Here is a 19,579-nt window from a genome sequence, read left to right as displayed (position 1 = left end):
TCAGCCCGCCTGGTCCAGAATGCGTACGACTAACTGCGAGAAACTCATCCCCGCCTGACGCGCGGCCATCGGCACAAGGCTGTGGCTCGTCATACCCGGAGAGGTGTTGGCTTCCAGCAGATAAAATTGTCCATCTTTGTCTTGCATCACATCGATGCGTCCCCAGCCCTGGCAACCCAGAACATGCCAGGCTTTAAGCACCAGGGACTGTAAATCGGCTTCACGCTCAGCTTCAAGACCACTTGGGCAGAAATATTGCGTCTCATCAGAGAGATACTTCGCCTCATAATCATAGAAGACTCCGGCGGGTTGGATACGGATTGACGGTAAAATTTCTTCGCCAAGCATCGCGACGGTAAATTCCGGCCCGCTAAGCCATTTTTCAATCAGAACTTCTTCATCATGTTGAAATGCCAGTGCTAAAGCGGACGAAAGATCTTCAGCTTTGTCGACTTTGGACATTCCCACGCTGGAGCCTTCCCGGCTGGGCTTTACAATAACCGGTAAGCCCAGTTCAGCAATGCGTGCATTAACGCTGTCCGAAAGGCCCAATTCAAATTCGCGACGCGTCAGCGCTACCCATGGCGCAACAGGTAATCCCGCGCCCTGCCACAGCAGCTTGCTGCGCAGTTTGTCCATTGAGATAGCGGAAGCCATCACGCCGCTGCCGGTGTACGGCAGGCCGATCAGATCAAGAAGCCCCTGCAGGGTTCCGTCTTCACCACCACGACCATGCAAAGCGATAAAGACTTTATCGAAGCCCATGGCTTTTAATTGCGTCACGTCGACCTCTTTTGGGTCGACCAGGTGCGCGTTGACGCCCCCCTCCCGCAGGCCCGCCAGCACAGCCGCGCCGGAATTCAGGGAAACCTCGCGTTCAGCAGAGGTGCCGCCAGACAGGACAGCAATCTTATCAGCCATGATGCTCATCCTCCTGGGTTTGCGGCTTCAGTTTGATTTCAGCTAAGGTACGGGCGATTTTGCCGATATTTCCCGCGCCCTGAATCAGAATCAAATCGTTACCCGTCAGGACCGGTGCCAGAATTTCCGCCACCTGCGCAGGGTCAGAAACCAGAATAGGGTCAACCTTACCGCGTCCACGGATTGTACGGCACAGGGAGCGGCTGTCAGCCCCTGGAATCGGCGTCTCGCCTGCGGCGTATACGTCCAGCATTAACAGGGTGTCTACCTGTGACAGGACGCTGGCGAAATCGTCATACAGATCGCGCGTACGCGTGAAGCGGTGCGGCTGGAAGATCATCACCAGATTTTTGTCAGGCCAGCCCGCGCGTGCGGCTTTAATGGTGGCGTCCACTTCGGTCGGATGGTGGCCGTAGTCGTCCACCAGCATCGCCGAACCGGCTTTACCGTTCACGGCATCCAGCGGGAATTCACCGAGGAAGTCGAAACGGCGACCGGTGCCCTGGAAGCTTTCCAGCGCGCGCAGAATCGCATCATCATCAATGCCTTCTTCCGTCGCGACGGCCACTGCCGCTGCGGCATTGAGGGCGTTATGGCGCCCTGGTGCATTCAGCGTGACGTGCAGCAGCTCTTTGTCCTGACGCGCCAGCGTGAAGTGTCCCTGCGCGCCAATCTGTTTGTACTCCTCCACGCGAACGTCAGCGTCTTCGCTGAAGCCGTAGGTGGTGATTTGACGACCCACGCGCGGCAGCAGCTCGCGGATCACCGGATCGTCTACGCACATTACCGCACGTCCATAGAACGGCAGGTTGTGCAGGAAGTTGATGAAGGTCTGCTTTAAGTTCTCGAAATCACCCTGGTATGTATCCATATGGTCAGCTTCGATGTTAGTGACAATCGCCACCATCGGCTGCAGGTGCAGGAACGACGCGTCGCTCTCATCCGCTTCAGCAATCAGATAACGACTGTGGCCCAGACGTGCATGCACGCCTGCGGCTTTGACCAGACCGCCGTTGACGAACGTCGGATCGAGCCCCGCTTCCGCATAAATACTGGAAACCATCGCCGTGGTCGTGGTTTTACCGTGGGTCCCGGCAATGGCGATGCCGTGACGAAAACGCATCAGTTCCGCCAGCATTTCTGCACGGCGGATCACCGGAATGCGCGCTTCGTGCGCAGCAACGATTTCAGGGTTGTCAGAGGAGATGGCGCTTGAGACCACCACCACGCTCGCATCGCGCACGTTTTCCGGACGATGGTTGAAATAGATAGTCGCCCCAAGCGACGCCAGCTGCTGCGTAACAGGGTTTGGCGCCAGGTCAGACCCGCTGATCTGATAGCCTTCGTTAGCTAACACTTCGGCAATACCGCCCATGCCAGCACCACCGATGCCAACAAAGTGAATGTGCCGGACGCGACGCATCTCGGGCACGATTGAACGCAGTTTTGCCAGTTGTTGTGTATTCATTCTCTAAACGCCATCGACTACTTAAAATTCGTGCAGCGCAACACGCGCTGCGAGGGTTAAGCCTGGGCTGCCAGGCTCACTTCTTTTGCCACCCGTTCCGTCGCATCAGGGATAGCGGCCGCGCGCGCGCGTTGTGCCATCTCCAGCAGTGCGTCTCTGTTCCAGCCCGCCAGGGTGGTGGCGACCGCGTCGGCGGTAAATTGTGGCTGCTCAAATATCTTCGCCGCACCGGCTTTCTCAAGCGGCAGCGCATTCCAGTACTGCTGTCTGTCTTTGTGCTGGAACGGCACAAACAGGGCCGGCAGACCCGCGGCGGCGATCTCACTCACCGTCAGCGCGCCTGAGCGACAGACCACGACATCGGCCCAGGCATACGCTGCCGCCATGTCGTCGATAAACTCTGTGACTTTATGCTGCGGCTGACCTTCGTCTGCGTAAGCCTGCTCAACGGTCTGCTGAGCGCCTTTCCCGCTCTGGTGCCAGATGGTAACGGTATCGCCCAGCTTTGCAGCTACCTGCGGCATCGTCTGGTTCAAGATACGTGCGCCCTGAGAGCCGCCGACGACCAGCACACGAACCGGCCCTTCACGGCCCGTCAGGCGAGCGTCCGGCAGCGGCAGCGCCAGCACGTCGACACGCACGGGATTACCCACTACGTCCGCTTTTGGGAACGCGCCGGGAAACGCCTGCATCACTTTAGTGGCGATCTTCGCCAGCCACTTGTTAGTCAGACCGGCAATACCGTTCTGCTCATGCAGAACGACGGGAATACCTAACGACCACGCCGCCAGCCCGCCGGGCCCCGAGACATAGCCGCCCATGCCCAGCACCACATCGGGCTTAAAGCGCTTCATAATGGTGCGCGCCTGACGCCAGGCGTTAAAAATACGCACCGGTGCCAGCAGCATTGCCTTGAGGCCTTTGCCCCGAAGGCCGGAAATACGAATAAAGTCGATCTCGATACCGTGCTTCGGTACCAGGTCGGCCTCCATGCGGTCTGCGGTTCCCAGCCAGCGTACCTGCCAGCCCTGATCCATTAAATGGTGCGCAACCGCAAGCCCCGGGAACACGTGTCCGCCGGTACCGCCTGCCATCACCATTAACCGCTTCGGTTGATTCATCGTGAACCTCGTGTAAACGCCTGGGCTTTTTCCAGACGCGTTTCATAATCTATGCGCAACAACAGCATGATGGCCGTCGACATAATCAACAGACTGGAACCACCATAACTGATCAACGGCAACGTCAGACCTTTGGTCGGCAGCATACCCGCTGCGGCCCCGACGTTAACCAATGCCTGGAAGCTAAACCAGATACCAATTGAGCAGGCCAGGAAGCCTGAGAAGCGGTGATCGATCTCCAGCGCTTTCCGGCCGATGGACATGGCGCGGAAAGCGACGAAGAATACCATTAATAGCGCTAATACCACACCGATATAACCCAGTTCTTCCGCAATAATGGAGAAGATGAAGTCAGTATGCGCTTCCGGTAAATACTCAAGTTTCTGTACCGAGTTCCCCAGCCCCTGTCCCCAGACTTCACCGCGACCAAAGGCCATCAGCGACTGCGTCAGCTGATAACCGCTGCCGAACGGATCTTCCCAGGGGTTCCAGAACGAGGTCACACGGCGAATACGGTAAGGCTCGGCGAGGATCAGCAGCACAACCGCCGAAATCCCCATCCCGATAATAGCGATGAACTGCCACAGCTTCGCGCCCGCCAGGAACAGCATGGCCAGGGTGGTAACGAACAGCACGACAACGGTACCGAGGTCAGGCTGCGCCAGCAGTAATACCGCCAGCACCAGAATCACGCCCATCGGTTTTAAGAAGCCGCGCAGGTTGTTACGCACCTCATCTACCTTACGCACCAGGTAGTTAGCCAGGTAGCAGAACAGGGAGAGCTTGGTAAATTCCGCAGGCTGAATACGCAGCGGACCGAAGGCGATCCAGCGGGATGCCCCGTTAACGGAGCTGCCCACCACCAGTACGATCAGCAGCATAATAATCGACGCGATCAGCATCGCCGTGCTGTGCCGCTGCCAGAACTCCATCGGCAGACGCAAGGTCACCAGTGCCAGACAGAACGCCAGAATGATGTAAAGACCATCACGTTTGGCAAACAGGAAAGGATCGTTCGCCAGACGCTGCCCGACGGGCATTGATGCCGACGTCACCATAATAAAGCCTACCGCCGCCAGCCCCATCGTGAGCCAGAATAGCGTGCGGTCGTACATGATCAGGCTGTCGTTATCTTTTTGACGAGAGCCCATCACCCAGCCTTTGAGCGCCGCAAACAGCCATGCCAGGATCCCAAATCCTGGCAGGCGCGGCATTTTCAGGCGAGGGAGAGATAAACGCATCAGCCTAACTCCTTCGCCAGGCGGGTAAAGACATCACCACGCTGTTCGAAATTCTTGAATTGATCGAGGCTGGCACAGGCCGGAGAGAGCAGCACCATATCGCCTGGCTTCACGCGAGGGGCAATCAGCCGCATCGCCTGTTCCATAGTTTCGGTTTGTACGGCAACCTCAGGGCGCAGTTCAGCCAGCTCGCTGCCGTCACGGCCGAAGCAGTACAGGCGGATGTTATCGCCGGAGAGATACGGCTTCAGCGAGGAAAAATCCGCTGATTTACCATCGCCGCCCAGCAGTAAATGCAGGGTGCCGTCAACGTGCAGCCCGTTCAGCGCGGCCTCCGTGCTGCCCACGTTGGTGGCTTTGGAGTCGTTTATCCAGCGCACGCCGTTGTGCTCCAGCGCCAGCTGGAAACGGTGCGCCAGGCCTGAAAACGTGGTTAACGCCTGCAGGCTGGAGGAGCGCGGCAGCCCTACAGCATCCGCCAGCGCCAGCGCCGCCAGGGCATTGGTGTAGTTGTGCTGACCTGTGAGCTTCATCTCTTTCACGTTCAGCACTTTCTCACCCTTCACGCGCAGCCAGGTTTCACCCAGCTGGCGGTTCAGATGATAATCCCCCATCGTGATACCGAAGCTGATACAGCGATCGTCTGCGCCACGCACCGGCATGGTCAGCGCGTCATCGGCATTAACAACGCAGACTTTGGCATTTTCATAAACGCGGAGCTTAGCGGCACGGTACTGCTGCAGGCCAAATGGATACCTGTCCATATGATCTTCAGTCACGTTGAGGATCGTCGCAGCCGCAGCATGCAGGCTGGAAGTCGTTTCCAGCTGGAAGCTGGAGAGTTCCAGCACGAACAGCTCACAGCCTTTGTCCAGCAGCATCAGAGCAGGTAAACCAATGTTACCGCCAACGCCGACGTTCATGCCTGCCGCTTTCGCCATTTCACCCACCAGAGTGGTGACGGTGCTTTTACCGTTAGAACCGGTAATCGCGATAACGGGCGCCTGCACTTCACGGCAGAACAGCTCGATATCGCCGACAATTTCCACACCCGCATCCGCGGCAGCGCTCAGCGAAGGATGCGCCAGCGCCATACCTGGGCTTGCGACAATCAGATCGGCTGCCAGCAGCCAGCCATCATTCAGACCACCAAGGTGGCGTTCAACCTGTTCCGGCAGTTTGTCCAGACCCGGCGGAGAGACACGCGTATCCATCACGCGCGGCGTCACGCCGCGTGCGAGGAAAAAGTCCACGCAGGAGAGCCCCGTAAGGCCCAACCCGATGATAACGACTTTTTTGCCCTGGTAATCTGCCATGATTAACGTACCTTCAGCGTTGCCAGGCCAATCAGCACCAGCATCAGCGAAATAATCCAGAAGCGCACAATAACGCGCGGCTCCGGCCAGCCTTTCAGTTCATAGTGGTGGTGAATCGGCGCCATGCGGAAGATGCGCTGACCGCGCAGCTTGAAGGAACCGACCTGCAAAATCACCGACAGGGTTTCAACCACAAACACGCCGCCCATAATCACCAGCAGGAACTCCTGACGCAGCAGCACGGCGATAATGCCGAGCGCACCGCCCAAAGCCAGAGAACCGACGTCCCCCATAAAGACCTGCGCCGGATAGGTGTTGAACCACAGGAAGCCCAGCCCCGCGCCGACAATCGCCGTACAGACGATCACCAGCTCACCCGCATGGCGCAGATAAGGGATGTGCAGATAGTTCGCGAAATTCATGTTACCGGTCGCCCACGCCACAAGCGCAAAACCGGCGGCCACAAAGACGGTTGGCATAATGGCCAGGCCATCCAGACCGTCGGTCAGGTTAACGGCGTTGCCGGTGCCGACAATCACAAAGTAGGCCAGCAGAATGTAGAACAGCCCCAGCTGCGGCATAACGTCTTTGAAGAACGGCACAACCAGCTCGGTGGCCGGTGTGTCTTTGCCTGCCAGATACAGCGCGAAGGCTACGCCAAGCGCGATCACCGACATCCAGAAATATTTCCAGCGCGCGATCAGGCCCTTAGTATCTTTACGAACGACTTTGCGGTAATCATCAACAAAACCGATGATCCCATAACCCACCAGTACCGTCAGAACGCACCAGACGTACGGGTTGGAGGGATACGCCCACAGCAGCACGGAAACGACGATGGCGGTCAGGATCATGATCCCGCCCATCGTCGGGGTACCGCGTTTGCTGAAGTGCGATTCCGGACCGTCGTTACGCACAACCTGGCCGAAAGAGAGTTTTTGCAGACGGGCAATCATGCGCGGGCCCATCCACAACGAGATGAACAGCGCAGTCAGCAGGCTGACGATGGCGCGAAACGTCAGATACGAAAAGACGTTAAAGCCTGAATAATATTTGACCAAATGTTCGGCCAGCCAAACTAACATGTCCCGTTCTCCTGTAATGCGTGCACAACCTGTTCCATGGCGGCACTACGTGAACCTTTCACTAACACTGTCACAATTTGTTTTTCTGTAATTAATGCCTTAAGGCGCTCAATCAACGCGGTTTTATCGGCAAAATGATCGCCAACGCCGCTGGCCTGGCTAATCGCCTGGCTCAGTTTTCCTGCGCTCAGTACACAGTCCAGCCCCGCAGCTTTCGCCGCTTCGCCAACCTGGGTATGACAGGCTTCGCTTTCGTCGCCCAGCTCTGCCATGTCGCCAACCACCATGATGCGGTAGCCCGGCATTTCTGATAACACCTGCACCGCCGCCGTCATTGAACCAACGTTCGCGTTGTAGGAGTCATCCAGCAGCAGTTTGTTTTCCGAAAGCTGAATCGGGAACAGACGACCCGGCACGGCTTTCAGGTTCGCCAGCCCGGCTTTGATCGCCTCATGTGTAGCGCCCACCGCCGTTGACAGCGCCGCCGCCGCAAGGGCATTGGCGATGTTATGGCGACCCGGCAGCGGCAGCAGAACCTCCACGCCCCCCGTTGGGGTCGTGAGGGTGAACTCGGTGCCGTGGGACGTCACATGGATATTGGTCGCCGTAAAATCACTGTTGGCCGCATTTGGCGAGAAGCGCCAGGTTTTACGCGAGCCAATGATGCTCTGCCAGTTCAGCCAGTCGTTGTTATCGGCGTTCAGAATAGCGATACCGTTATCCGGCAGGCCGGTATAAATCTCACCTTTCGCTTTCGCCACGCCTTCCAGCGAGCCAAAACCTTCCAGGTGCGCAGCCGCGAGGTTATTCACCAGCGCCGCTTCCGGGCGAGTCAGGCTCACGGTCCAGGCGATTTCGCCCTGGTGGTTTGCTCCTAACTCGATCACCGCATAGTCATGCTCTTTGGTCAGGCGAAGCAATGTCATCGGCACGCCGATATCATTATTGAGGTTGCCCGCGGTATAAAGCGTATTACCGCACTGGCCGAGGATCGCCGCCGTCATCTCTTTCACTGACGTTTTGCCTGAGGATCCGGTCAGCGCGACGACGCGAGCAGGCACCTGCTGACGCACCCAGGCAGCCAGCTCACCGAACGCGAGGCGCGTATCTTTCACTACAATTTGCGGCAGATCGATATCGAGCTTGCGGCTGACCAGCAGCGCACCGGCGCCGTTCTCTTTGGCCTGTTCAGCAAAATCATGCGCGTCAAAACGTTCGCCTTTCAGCGCCACAAACAGACAGCCTGCAGTGATTTTGCGGGTGTCCGTCGTTACGGCATCAATGGTCAGGTCTTGCCCGTGCAGGTCGCCCTTCAGGATTGCAGCGGCCTGACGTAACGTGATGCTAATCATGCCACGACTCCCAGCAGGCGTGCTGCCGTTACGCGGTCCGAGTAGTCCAGACGGCGATTGCCAACGATCTGATAATCTTCATGCCCTTTGCCCGCTAACAGGACAACATCATTCTCCTGCGCCTGCATAATGGTATTGGTCACGGCTTCCGCACGGCCTTCCACCACGCGAGCACGGCCCGCGTCCAGCATGCCCGCCAGAATGTCATTGATGATGGCGCGCGGCTCTTCCGTACGCGGGTTGTCATCGGTTACTACCGGAATATCTGCGAACTGCTCGGCAATAGCCCCCATCAGCGGGCGTTTGCCTTTATCGCGATCGCCGCCGCAGCCAAACACGCACCAGAGCTTCCCGGCGCAGTGCAGGCGCGCCGCTTCGAGCGCTTTTTCCAGCGCATCCGGCGTGTGGGCATAATCAACCACAACGGTCGGTTTGCCCGGCGCGCTGAACACTTCCATACGGCCGCAAACCGGCTGCAGACGCGCTGAGGTTTTCAGCAGTTCAGCCATCGGATAACCCAGCGCCAGCAGCGTCGCCAGCGCCAGCAGCAGGTTGCTGACGTTGAACGCGCCCATCAGGCGGCTTTCAATTTCGCCTTCACCCCAGGAAGAGGCAAAGCGGATTGTCGCCCCGCTGTCGTGGTAATTCACCTCAACCGCCTTCAGCCAGCGGCCGTGGCAGTTCGGATTGATATGGTCTTCCATCGACACCGCAACCGCATCCGGCAGCTTCGCCAGCCAGCGGCGGCCCACTTCGTCGTCGGCGTTGATGATGGCTTGTCCGTAATGGTGAGTGGAGAACAGCAGCCATTTCGCGGCTTCGTAATGCTCCATATCACCATGATAATCAAGATGATCGCGACTCAGGTTAGTAAACACTGAAGCGGCAAATTTCAGCGCCGCAACCCGATGCTGTACCAGGCCGTGCGAAGAGACCTCCATCGCAGCAAAGGTTGCCCCCTGCCCAGCCAGACCTGCAAGCACATGCTGTACGTCTACCGCCGAGCCGGTGGTGTTTTCCGTCGGGCTCACTTTGCCCAGCAGGCCGTTACCTACGGTACCCATCACTGCACCGGTTTCACCCAACAGCTGGGCCCACTGCGCCATCAGCTGCGTGGTAGTGGTTTTACCGTTCGTGCCCGTCACGCCGACCAGACGCAGCTGGTCGGAAGGTTCGTGATAAAAACGTCCCGCCAGCGCGGAGAGACGCTCGTTTAACTGGCTGAGATAGATAACCGGCACCCCGTGCATTTCACGGATCTCACCGTCGGTTGCCTCATCTTTGGCCTCAGCAATAATGGCAGCCACACCTTGCGCAATCGCCTGCGGGATATAACGACGCCCGTCCGCCTGATGACCGACCACCGCCACAAAAAGATCGCCAGAAGCAGCCACGCGGCTGTCCAGTACCATCTCTCGCAGTGCTCGCTCCGGTGCATTTGGCACCCACGGAGCGAGAAGGTCGCGCAAATTACGATCTGCCACCTGTACCCTCGCCTTGATTAATTACAAATTCACTTTTTTCGCCCGTCGCCAGCGCATCCGGTTCAATGTTCATGGTGCGTAACACACCGCCCATGATAGCCCCGAACACAGGCGCGGAGACGGCGCCGCCGTAGTATTTACCCGCCTGTGGATCGTTTATTACGACCACCAGCGCAAAACGCGGATTGCTTGCAGGCGCAACGCCTGCGGTATAGGCAATATATTTGTTGATGTAGCGGCCGTCTGGCCCCACCTTTTTCGCTGTACCGGTCTTGATGGCAATGCGATAGCCTTTGATCGCCGCCTTCACGCCGCCGCCGCCAGGCAGCGCCACGCTTTCCATCATGTGCACCACGGTACGAACGACAGATTCCGGGAAGATACGCTCGCCCGGAACCGGTGGATCAACTTTAGTAATCGACAGCGGACGATAGACGCCATAGCTGCCAATCGTTGCATAGACTCGCGCTAGCTGTAACGGAGTTACCATTAGCCCGTAGCCGAAAGAGAAGGTGGCCCTCTCTATGTCAGACCACCGTTGTTTTTGAGGATATAAGCCACTGCGTTCTCCGACCAACCCCAAATTGGTCGCCTTTCCAAGTCCAAAACGTGAGTAAGTCTCTACTAACGCTGAGGACGGCATCGCTAACGCCAGCTTTGAAACGCCGACGTTACTCGACTTCTGTAATACCCCGGTCAGGGTCAATTCGCTGTAGCGCGCCACGTCTTTGATTTCGTGACCGTTAATTCGGTATGGAATGGTATTCAGTACGGTGTTTTCGTTGACGATACCGCGCTGAAGTGCAGTCATGACCACCATCGGCTTAACCGTCGAACCCGGTTCGAACACGTCGGTGATGGTACGGTTACGCATAACATCCTTCTGCGTGCCGGTAAGATTATTAGGGTTGTAGGACGGGCTATTGGCCATCGCCAGCACTTCACCCGTGCTGACATCAACTAACACAGCACTGCCCGATTCCGCTTTGTTGAAGGCCACGGCATTGTTCAGCTCGCGGTAAACCAGCGCCTGTAATCGCTCATCAATACTCAGCGCAAGGTTGTGTGCGGCCTGGCTGTCCGTTGAGGAAATATCCTCGATCACGCGACCATAGCGGTCTTTACGCACAATGCGCTCGCCGGGCTGGCCGGTAAGCCATTTATCAAAGCTTTTTTCAACGCCTTCAATCCCCTGGCTATCGACGTTAGTAAAGCCAATGAGGTGAGCAGTCACTTCGCCGGATGGATAGTAACGACGGGATTCTTCACGCAGATGGATCCCCGGCAGCTTCAATTTTTTGATGTAGTCCGCCATGTCAGGGTTCACCTGACGTGCCAGATAGATAAAGCGCCCTCTCGGGTTCGTATTCACGCGTGAAGCTAACTGGTCCAACGGCATCTTCAGCGCATCCGCAAGGGCCTTCCAGCGGTTATCAAGTGTGATACCGCCAGCATCATGCAATTCTTTAGGATCGGCCCAAATCGCCTTCACCGGCACGCTCACCGCTAGCGGACGACCCGAGCGATCGGTAATCATCCCACGGGATGTCGACACTTCCTGAACGCGCAGGGAACGCATGTCACCCTGGCGTACCAGCATGTCAGGAGCGATGATTTGTAGCCAGGCCACGCGTCCAAGCAGAAAACCCAGAGCGAGTAAAATGCAGCCGCAAAGCAACGCAAAACGCCAACTGATAAAGTTGGCCTGTTCTTCCTGACGTTTTGGTTTTAGCGTTTTTGCCGCTGCTTTCATGCGTCGCGTTTTCCCTTATTTTTGTACTACGATATTTTCCTGCGAAGGATCAACATGCTGCAATTGCAGCTTTTCCGTTGCGATCCGTTCAACCCGGCTGTGATCGCCGAGCGCGTTTTCTTCAAGGATCAGATTTCGCCATTCAATATCCAGCGCATCGCGTTCCAGTACCATCTGCTCGCGTTGCGCAGTCAATAAACGTGTATGGTGGGCGGTGGTCACCACCGTAACTGCCGTGACAATGATGCAAATGAACAGACAGAGTGGCAGTTTCCCAAACCGCAAAAGATCGTCGCCGATCACGCCAGGCAAGGCATGGCGCTCGTTGCTTCCTAACGAATCCTTAACTTTGCTTAGGGTCTCTGTCACTCTGCCGATCATGCGTTCGTCCTCTCTGCAACACGCAGCACTGAACTACGGGCGCGTGGATTCTCTGCCACTTCTTCTTCGCCCGGCATCAACTTGCCTAATGCTCGCAACTGACGGCCACCCAGCTTCCTGAGTTGTTCTTCCGTCATCGGCAGCCCCGCTGGCACCTGTGGACCGCGGCTTTGTTCACGCATAAAGCGTTTCACAATACGGTCTTCCAGCGAATGGAAGCTGATGATGGATAACCGCCCCCCCGGGGCCAGCACGTCGAGCGAGCTTTTTAGCGCCAGCTCTATTTCCTCCAGTTCACTGTTTACCCAGATGCGAACCGCCTGGAAGGTACGGGTCGCGGGATGTTTGTGCTTATCCTTCACCGGTGTCGCCGCCGCGATCACTTCGGCCAACTCTTTGGTGCGGGTCATTGGTTCAATGCGATTACGCTCAACGATGGCGCGCGCGATTCGTTTGCCAAAGCGCTCTTCGCCAAACGTTTTGATGACCCATGCAATATCGGCTTCGTCAGCGGTCTGTAACCACTCAGCGGCAGACTGACCGCGCGTCGGATCCATCCGCATATCTAGCGGACCATCACGCATAAAGGAGAAACCACGTTCGGCATCATCAAGTTGGGGTGAAGAGACGCCAAGATCGAGGAGAATCCCGTCGATCTTGCCCGTCAGGCCGCGCTCAGCAACATAATCTGCGAGCGCAGAGAAAGGTCCATGCACGATGGAAAAGCGTGGGTCATTGATGGTCTGAGCAACCGCAATTGCCTGCGGATCGCGATCGATTGCCAGCAGACGTCCTTCCTCTCCAAGCTGGGAGAGAATCAAACGCGAGTGACCACCGCGACCAAACGTGCCATCAATGTAGATGCCATCCGGACGAATATTCAGACCGTTTACGGCCTCGTCCAGTAACACCGTTTTGTGTTTATAATTTTCCATCATATTTATAGAGACAAGTCCTGCAGCCGTTCCGATAATGTCGCGGAATCAGACTGCTCAGCGTCGATATCTTCCTTGACCTGTTGATACCAGGTCGTTTCATCCCACAGTTCAAATTTGTTGAACTGCCCGACCAGCATCACTTCTTTGGTCAGACCGGCATGTTGCCGTAACACAGGGGCAATCAGTAACCGCCCTGCGTTATCCATCTGACATTCACTGGCATGTCCCAATAACAGCCGCTGCACGCGGCGTTCCTGCGGGTTCATGCTCGACAGTCGCGACAGCTTTTGCTCAATAATTTCCCATTCAGGCAAGGGGTAAAGCAGCAGGCAGGGGGAGTTAATGTCAATGGTGCAAACCATTTGACCCGCAGCGTTCTCGATCAGCTGGTCGCGATATCGGGTTGGTACCGATAAACGCCCTTTGCTGTCGAGATTGACTAACGTTGCTCCACGGAACATGCCAGTCTCACCCCTCCTCACCACTTTAACCCACAAATTCCCACCTAAAGGAGTTTACGGAGCGAGGGAAAAGCTTGTCAAGCCAGGACTCTCCCTGTAAGGACTCGAACGCCCTCTATTTACAGAGATAAACAGTCCTGGTTAATAACTGCACAACTGGCGAGGCAAAATTAACGTTATGAATATTTGTAAGAAAAAAACCGAATATGCACACTAGCGTTAAAGCTCACTCAATATCATCGCAGATAAATATAAAGTGTCAGTTTGCGACGCGGGCAGCATTTTATGACAGATTCTCAGGGGATAACAGCGCCAGATTCACTCTGGCACCGGGTAAGCGCGGCAGTTGCCACGTAAGCAGCTACAGGAGGAGGAAAAACGTCTGAATATTCATCGGCCGAATAGGGTTTGTAACAAAATAATACAAAGATAGCTGTTTAAAATCGCTGAGATGTTCTTTAAAGGACAATTTAAAAGCCAAAATGAATTAAGAAAAATAGGCGATTATGATCTCACAAGAATTATCCTAATTTCTCTCCGGGAATTATCCGCACGATTTATCGCAGCAAAATGGGGCAGACTTCCCCGCCCCGGTCATTTCATTTTTGGCGGCTTAAAATTCCGCGATGATAGAGATTACGTTTGATACGCGTCAGGCCCGGCTTAGGTTTGCGCGGCTCATCCAGGCTTGCCAGCACAATCTCCAGCACGCGTTCAGCCACATCACGGTGACGCTGTGCTACCGCCAGCACCGGACACTGGAGGAAGTCGAGCAGCTCGTTATCCCCAAACGTGGCAATCGCCAGGTCAGAGGGAAGTTTACCTTCACGGCGTAAGGTTACATCCATGACACCCTGCAACAGCGCAAACGACGTGGTGAATAGCGCCTGCGGCATCGGGTGTGTCTCCAGCCATTTTTCGAACAGCTGCGCTGCGGCTTCACGCTCGTAACTGTTGGCATAGAGGTAGTGAACCTCGCGCGGATCGTCTTTCCAGGCGGTTCTGAACCCCTGCTCACGCAGGAAGCTAACGGAAAGCTCGGGCAGCGCGCCAAGATACAGCACAGTTTCAGCGGGGAAAGTTCGCAGCTCTGCGGCCAGCATTTCTGCATCGTCCTGATCCGCACCCACGACGCTGGTGAAATGCTCGCGATCGAGCGCGCGATCCAGCGCAACGATTGGGAACGGGTCGTTCGCCCAGCGCTGGTAGAACGGATGTTCTGGCGGTAGGGAGGTCGAAACAATAATGGCATCCACCTGGCGCTGGAGAAGATGTTCAATGCAGCGCATCTCGTTGTCGGGCTGATCTTCAGAGCAGGCAATCAGCAATTGATAACCGCGCTGGCGCGCCTGACGTTCGAGATAGTTGGCGATACGGGTATAGCTGGTGTTTTCCAGGTCAGGGATCACCAGACCAATAGAGCGGGTGCGCCCGGCGCGCAGACCGGCTGCGACAGCATTCGGATGGTAGTTATGCTCACGAACCACCGCCATAACTTTTTCAACGGTCTTGTCGCTGACACGGTACTGCTTTGCTTTACCGTTAATCACATAGCTGGCCGTTGTTCGTGACACGCCGGCTAGCCGGGCGATTTCATCCAGTTTCACAATTGCCCCTTAAAAAAAGAAAAGAGTCCATGGCCCTGTCAAGGTTATGGTTAAATCTTTTAACATCTAAACGCAGAAAAGCCTTCGCGGCAACCGCTTTTATCTGCGTTGTCGGCTGATTACGCAAAAAAAAGCCCGGCTTTGGTGACCGGGCAGAAAGAGGCGAACCTTTTTGACAACTAACGCATGATTTTCTCGCTGCGTGACAGACCCACTACACCCGATCTCGCGACCTCGACAATTTTTGCCACATCCCGCACGGACGTCAGGAAAGCATCCAGCTTGTCACTTGTCCCGACCAGCTGAACCGTATAAAGAGAAGGCGTAACGTCGATAATTTGTCCGCGGAAAATATCCGCATTACGTTTAACTTCTTCGCGCCCGTAGCCGCTGGCCTGGATTTTCACCAGCATGACCTCACGTTCAACATAGGCCCCCTGCCCCAGCTCGCTCACGCGCAGCACATCAACCAGCTTATGCAGCTGTTTTTCAATTTGCTCAAGCACTTTCGCATCGCCGACAGTTTGGATCGTCATGCGTGACAGCGTTGGGTCTTCCGTTGGGGCAACGGTCAGGCTTTCAATGTTATAGCCGCGCTGCGCAAAAAGGCCAATGACGCGCGACAGTGCGCCAGACTCATTTTCCAGTAAAACCGATAATATCCGGCGCATATCAGGTTCTCTCCGTTTTGCTTAACCACATTTCATCCATACCGCCTCCACGAATATGCATCGGATAAACGTGCTCGGTCCCATCAACAATCACATCCATAAAGACGAGGCGGTTGTTTTTAACGTGCTCAAGCGCTTGCGCGAGCTTTGTTTCCAGCTCTGCCGGATCGGTCACCCGCATGCCAACATGGCCGTAAGCTTCAGCAAGGCGAACAAAATCTGGCAGCGATTTCATGTAGGATTGAGAGTGACGGCCAGAGTAGATCATATCCTGCCACTGCTTCACCATACCGAGATACCCGTTATTCAGGTTCAGCACCAGTACCGGCAGTTCATATTGCAGCGCAGTAGACAGCTCCTGAATGTTCATCTGAATACTGCCGTCCCCCGTTACGCAGACGACGGTTTCATTCGGCAGCGCCAGCTTCACGCCCAACGCGGCAGGCAGACCAAAGCCCATTGTTCCTAAACCACCGGAGTTGATCCAGTGTCGCGGTTTATCAAACGGGTAATACAGGGCGGCAAACATCTGATGCTGCCCAACATCTGAGGTTACGTACGCCTCACCTTTCGTCAGTCGCCACACCGCTTCAATGACCGCCTGCGGCTTAATATTTTCACTTTGTGTGTCATATTTCAGGCACTGACGCGCGCGCCACTGTTCAATCTGCTGCCACCAGTCGCGGATCTCATCCAGCGGCTGGGTCGCACTCTCCTGGGCCAGCAGATCCAGCATTTGCTCCAGAACCTGCCGGGCATCACCGACGATAGGCACATCAGCCGATACCGTTTTTGAAATTGACGTTGGATCGATATCAATATGCAGCACGGTAGCGTTAGGGCAATACTTCGCCAGGTTGTTTGTGGTGCGATCGTCAAAACGCACGCCGACGGCAAAAATCACATCGGAATGATGCATCGTCATGTTGGCTTCATAGGTACCGTGCATACCCAGCATACCCAGCGCCTGACGATGGGTTGCGGGGAACGCCCCCAGTCCCATCAGCGACGACGCCACAGGAAGGTTGAGTTTTTCAACCAACTCGCGAAGCTGGGCTTCACAGGCAGCGTTGATCGCCCCGCCTCCGACATAGACCACCGGTTTTTTGGCTGCCAGAAGCGTTTGCAACGCTCGCTTGATCTGCCCTTTGTGCCCCTGCGTTGTTGGGTTATAAGAGCGCATGCTGACCGCTTCCGGCCAGACATATGGCAGCTTGTTTGCCGGGTTGAGGATATCTTTAGGCAGATCGACCACCACCGGTCCAGGGCGTCCGCTCGCCGCCAGCCAGAAAGCTTTCTTCAGTACGCCGGGAATGTCTTCCGTTTGCTTGACCAGGAAGCTGTGCTTCACTACGGGACGCGAAATCCCGACCATGTCGCACTCCTGAAACGCATCGTAACCGATCAGTGAGGTTGCCACCTGCCCGGAGAGGATCACCAGCGGGATAGAGTCCATATACGCTGTCGCAATGCCGGTAATGGCGTTTGTCGCGCCGGGGCCGGAAGTGACTAACACCACGCCCACTTCACCCGTCGCCCGCGCCAGACCGTCAGCCATGTGTACCGCCGCCTGCTCGTGACGTACCAGAACATGGTCAATGCCCCCTACCGTGTGCAACGCATCATAAATATCGAGAACCGCACCGCCAGGGTAGCCGAACACTTGCTTTACGCCCTGATCGATCAGCGACCGAACGACCATTTCCGCGCCAGACAACATCTCCATGGTTTGCCTCCAGGCATTTTCTTATAGACGGAATGCCGAATTCATTTCCGCACCGTCTTACGATTGGGAGAAACCAATCTTATATTTTGCAGAGTGTTCTTTACCTTAACCGCTCGTTATGAGGCAGGCAATTAGCAAACCTGGAGAGATAAACGGTGCGTAAAGCAGAAAAAGCAGCCGTTAACTGAAGATATGGTTAATTCCTCTGGGAATAGAGGACGGGGTGATAAATCATCACTGAAAAGCGCGACAACGCAGGAAATCATCTATTTTTGCGAGCAGGAGAGCAGCCCAAAAAAAAGAACAACAGAACAAAATATCAATTATCTAAAAAAAACCAGGATAAATCACACAATCCGATGCAATTTATCCTGATGCGTTTACCGACGGCAAATGCTCACCAGCAGCTCTTCCATCCACTGATGTCCTTTATCCCGCCCCGCTGCTTCATGCCAGGAAAGATAACAGGTACGGCTATTTAGTTTGAGTGGCAGAGGTAAAATTTGCAGATTTAGAGAGTCAGAAAACTCTTCTGCAAGCCAGCGCGGCGCAATCGCCACCAGCTGTGTCTGTGAGACCACGTTTAATACGCTGACCATAGCCATGCCCTGATAAGCCACGCTTGCCTGTTTATCCGCAGTGTCATACCACGGCAGGCTAAAGGAAGCATATCTGTCGAGTGCAACAACGGCATGCTGCTCGTTATAAACATCGTTTTCGCGCAGCGGAGAATTCAGGCGTGGGTGTTTTTTACTGGCGACCAGAACCATTTCATCTTTAAACAGCGGCACGCAGGAGAATTCCGGACGACGGAACTCTTCATACCCGAGAACGAACTCAATCTCCTGATAGCGTAACTGATGTTCCGTGTTTTGATTCAGGGATGATTTAAAAACAAGATTGATATTTGGTGCGATCTCTTCAACTTTATTATAGATAATCGACGTTAAATAATTATCTAATGGACTACAGACACAAAGATGGAATACGCGCTCGCTGCTTAAGGGTTCAAAGCCCGACCCCGGCAGCTCATTTTGAACCAGTTGCAACGCCTGGCGAATAGAGCCAAACAGCTGGTATGCGCGCGCCGTAGGCTGAATCCCTCTCCCGTAGCGAACAAATAATTCGTCGTTAAACATAAGCTTAAGCCTGGCAACGGCATTACTTACGGCAGGTTGTGACATCCCCAAGGTTTGAGCAGCGCGGGTGATATTCTGTTCCTGCATGACAGCATCAAACACCGTCAGAAGATTCAGATCCACCGTGCGTAACTGCGGTTTAATCCCATCAGTAGCTTGAGGTTGTTTAATATTATTTTCTGGCACTTCTGACTCCACTGTCACGCTACACTCCCTTTGCCATCGCACGGTAATAATCTCGAAAAATATGATTTATCATGCAAATACGATCAGCGAAAGAGAATTATTTAAAATTCGGAATATATAAAGACTCTATATAAATGAAAATTAATGAGCGCAAATGATATGTTTGACTTTAGGAACTGAATGAAACCATAAACTAAACAAATATACAATTGCCATCAGGTTAACGATGACTTAAGTATTATTAAACTGTTAATGCTATCGATCTACAGTTACTTAACATCCTGTTATCTCTTTTCGTTTTTCAACGTTCTGGAATAGATTCACTGTATTTATAACTTAATGATATCCAAACTCTTTAAGCACAAAGTATTCTCTTCAACACATTTCACTCATTTTAAACAATTATATTTATTTGTTTCTGCAACTCTTTTATTAAGTCCAAAATTAGACAATTAGTCGGGCTGCGAAAGCTAAAACCAGCACAATTAGCTAAAGTTAATAACCTGTTGATTCCGTCTCTCGGGCCCGTTTTCATCTCCAGGGGTTGACATGAACAGCCGTATCCAGTACCACTAAAAGCATATTGAATTTAACGGAGCACGATTCATGACACGCACCATTCGTTTCACCGGTCTACTACTACTAAACGCATCCACTGTGCGCGGTAGACTGGCGGGCGAAATTCAGCGTTGAATCGTCACCAGTAAGACTAAAAACCCGCGCCACTGC

The 19,579-nt window shown here is 54.7% G+C and carries 17 protein-coding genes; 1 reads left to right on the top strand and 16 read right to left on the bottom strand.

The annotated features are described in order from the left end of the window. From AB3N39_RS03550 to leuO, 16 genes are all read right to left on the bottom strand, one after another. Window positions 1–921 carry a D-alanine--D-alanine ligase gene (locus AB3N39_RS03550; protein WP_115876436.1) on the bottom strand — a complete coding sequence of 307 codons (921 nt, stop codon included), beginning with the start codon at window positions 919–921 and terminating at the stop codon, window positions 1–3. Next, on the bottom strand, window positions 914–2,389 hold the full coding sequence (gene murC / locus AB3N39_RS03545; protein WP_115876437.1) for a UDP-N-acetylmuramate--L-alanine ligase: 1,476 nt from the start codon (window positions 2,387–2,389) through the stop codon (window positions 914–916). The genes AB3N39_RS03550 and murC overlap by 8 nt, the downstream gene beginning before the upstream one ends. A gap of 56 nt (window positions 2,390–2,445) precedes the next feature. After that, window positions 2,446–3,510 (bottom strand): undecaprenyldiphospho-muramoylpentapeptide beta-N-acetylglucosaminyltransferase, encoded by a 1,065-nt coding sequence (gene murG / locus AB3N39_RS03540; protein ID WP_039260813.1) that lies wholly within the window; start codon window positions 3,508–3,510, stop codon window positions 2,446–2,448. Next, window positions 3,507–4,751, bottom strand: a complete 1,245-nt coding sequence (gene ftsW / locus AB3N39_RS03535; protein ID WP_115876438.1) for a cell division protein FtsW — start codon at window positions 4,749–4,751, stop codon at window positions 3,507–3,509. The genes murG and ftsW overlap by 4 nt, the downstream gene beginning before the upstream one ends. Continuing rightward, window positions 4,751–6,067, bottom strand: a complete 1,317-nt coding sequence (gene murD, locus AB3N39_RS03530; RefSeq protein ID WP_133293778.1) for a UDP-N-acetylmuramoyl-L-alanine--D-glutamate ligase — start codon at window positions 6,065–6,067, stop codon at window positions 4,751–4,753. Before murD ends, ftsW begins: the two co-directional genes overlap by 1 nt. Window positions 6,068–6,069: 2 nt before the next feature. Then, the gene (gene mraY / locus AB3N39_RS03525) at window positions 6,070–7,152 is read right to left on the bottom strand and encodes a phospho-N-acetylmuramoyl-pentapeptide-transferase (RefSeq protein WP_008501985.1); all 1,083 of its coding nucleotides are present in this window, start codon (window positions 7,150–7,152) and stop codon (window positions 6,070–6,072) included. After that, window positions 7,146–8,504: a UDP-N-acetylmuramoyl-tripeptide--D-alanyl-D-alanine ligase gene (gene murF / locus AB3N39_RS03520; RefSeq protein WP_252093398.1), complete on the bottom strand. Its 1,359-nt coding sequence runs from the start codon at window positions 8,502–8,504 to the stop codon at window positions 7,146–7,148. The genes mraY and murF overlap by 7 nt, the downstream gene beginning before the upstream one ends. Further along, the gene (gene murE, locus AB3N39_RS03515) at window positions 8,501–9,988 is read right to left on the bottom strand and encodes a UDP-N-acetylmuramoyl-L-alanyl-D-glutamate--2,6-diaminopimelate ligase (protein WP_048979011.1); all 1,488 of its coding nucleotides are present in this window, start codon (window positions 9,986–9,988) and stop codon (window positions 8,501–8,503) included. The genes murF and murE overlap by 4 nt, the downstream gene beginning before the upstream one ends. Continuing rightward, window positions 9,975–11,741, bottom strand: coding sequence for a peptidoglycan glycosyltransferase FtsI (locus tag AB3N39_RS03510; RefSeq protein ID WP_111964042.1), 1,767 nt, complete (start codon window positions 11,739–11,741; stop codon window positions 9,975–9,977). Before AB3N39_RS03510 ends, murE begins: the two co-directional genes overlap by 14 nt. A 15-nt stretch (window positions 11,742–11,756) precedes the next feature. Then, window positions 11,757–12,122: a cell division protein FtsL gene (gene ftsL, locus AB3N39_RS03505; RefSeq protein WP_008501989.1), complete on the bottom strand. Its 366-nt coding sequence runs from the start codon at window positions 12,120–12,122 to the stop codon at window positions 11,757–11,759. After that, on the bottom strand, window positions 12,119–13,060 hold the full coding sequence (gene rsmH / locus AB3N39_RS03500) for a 16S rRNA (cytosine(1402)-N(4))-methyltransferase RsmH (RefSeq protein ID WP_021240527.1): 942 nt from the start codon (window positions 13,058–13,060) through the stop codon (window positions 12,119–12,121). The genes ftsL and rsmH overlap by 4 nt, the downstream gene beginning before the upstream one ends. 2 nt (window positions 13,061–13,062) lie before the next feature. Beyond that, on the bottom strand, window positions 13,063–13,521 hold the full coding sequence (gene mraZ, locus AB3N39_RS03495; protein WP_021240528.1) for a division/cell wall cluster transcriptional repressor MraZ: 459 nt from the start codon (window positions 13,519–13,521) through the stop codon (window positions 13,063–13,065). A 599-nt stretch (window positions 13,522–14,120) separates the two neighbouring features. Next, the gene (gene cra / locus AB3N39_RS03490; RefSeq protein ID WP_008501993.1) at window positions 14,121–15,128 is read right to left on the bottom strand and encodes a catabolite repressor/activator; all 1,008 of its coding nucleotides are present in this window, start codon (window positions 15,126–15,128) and stop codon (window positions 14,121–14,123) included. A gap of 179 nt (window positions 15,129–15,307) precedes the next feature. Next, entirely contained in the window at window positions 15,308–15,799 is a 492-nt protein-coding gene (ilvN, locus tag AB3N39_RS03485) for an acetolactate synthase small subunit (RefSeq protein ID WP_367897078.1), read from the bottom strand. A 1-nt stretch (window position 15,800) separates the two neighbouring features. After that, window positions 15,801–17,525 (bottom strand): acetolactate synthase 3 large subunit, encoded by a 1,725-nt coding sequence (ilvI, locus tag AB3N39_RS03480; RefSeq protein ID WP_115876442.1) that lies wholly within the window; start codon window positions 17,523–17,525, stop codon window positions 15,801–15,803. Between the two features lie 380 nt (window positions 17,526–17,905). Beyond that, complete coding sequence (leuO, locus tag AB3N39_RS03475; protein ID WP_276606051.1) at window positions 17,906–18,868, bottom strand: transcriptional regulator LeuO; 963 nt, start codon at window positions 18,866–18,868, stop codon at window positions 17,906–17,908. A gap of 588 nt (window positions 18,869–19,456) precedes the next feature. On the opposite strand from leuO, the gene leuL reads away from it, so the two are divergent. Next, window positions 19,457–19,543, top strand: a complete 87-nt coding sequence (gene leuL / locus AB3N39_RS03470; RefSeq protein WP_071786497.1) for a leu operon leader peptide — start codon at window positions 19,457–19,459, stop codon at window positions 19,541–19,543. The last annotated feature ends 36 nt before the right edge of the window (window positions 19,544–19,579 follow it).

It is taken from the genome of Enterobacter vonholyi, assembly GCF_040834095.1.
Taxonomy (GTDB): Bacteria; Pseudomonadota; Gammaproteobacteria; order Enterobacterales; family Enterobacteriaceae; genus Enterobacter; species Enterobacter vonholyi.
This window is presented reverse-complemented; position numbering and strand designations above follow the sequence as displayed.

Bases quoted from the DNA above. Each gene is read 5' to 3' on its own strand.
- AB3N39_RS03550 (WP_115876436.1), bottom strand. From the start codon at position 921: ATGGCTGATAAGATTGCTGTCCTGTCTGGCGGCACCTCTGCTGAACGC.
- murC (WP_115876437.1), bottom strand. From the start codon at position 2,389: ATGAATACACAACAACTGGCAAAACTGCGTTCAATCGTGCCCGAGATG.
- murG (WP_039260813.1), bottom strand. From the start codon at position 3,510: ATGAATCAACCGAAGCGGTTAATGGTGATGGCAGGCGGTACCGGCGGA.
- ftsW (WP_115876438.1), bottom strand. From the start codon at position 4,751: ATGCGTTTATCTCTCCCTCGCCTGAAAATGCCGCGCCTGCCAGGATTT.
- murD (WP_133293778.1), bottom strand. From the start codon at position 6,067: ATGGCAGATTACCAGGGCAAAAAAGTCGTTATCATCGGGTTGGGCCTT.
- mraY (WP_008501985.1), bottom strand. From the start codon at position 7,152: ATGTTAGTTTGGCTGGCCGAACATTTGGTCAAATATTATTCAGGCTTT.
- murF (WP_252093398.1), bottom strand. From the start codon at position 8,504: ATGATTAGCATCACGTTACGTCAGGCCGCTGCAATCCTGAAGGGCGAC.
- AB3N39_RS03510 (WP_111964042.1), bottom strand. From the start codon at position 11,741: ATGAAAGCAGCGGCAAAAACGCTAAAACCAAAACGTCAGGAAGAACAG.
- ftsL (WP_008501989.1), bottom strand. From the start codon at position 12,122: ATGATCGGCAGAGTGACAGAGACCCTAAGCAAAGTTAAGGATTCGTTA.
- rsmH (WP_021240527.1), bottom strand. From the start codon at position 13,060: ATGATGGAAAATTATAAACACAAAACGGTGTTACTGGACGAGGCCGTA.
- mraZ (WP_021240528.1), bottom strand. From the start codon at position 13,521: ATGTTCCGTGGAGCAACGTTAGTCAATCTCGACAGCAAAGGGCGTTTA.
- ilvN (WP_367897078.1), bottom strand. From the start codon at position 15,799: ATGCGCCGGATATTATCGGTTTTACTGGAAAATGAGTCTGGCGCACTG.
- ilvI (WP_115876442.1), bottom strand. From the start codon at position 17,525: ATGGAGATGTTGTCTGGCGCGGAAATGGTCGTTCGGTCGCTGATCGAT.
- leuL (WP_071786497.1), top strand. From the start codon at position 19,457: ATGACACGCACCATTCGTTTCACCGGTCTACTACTACTAAACGCATCC.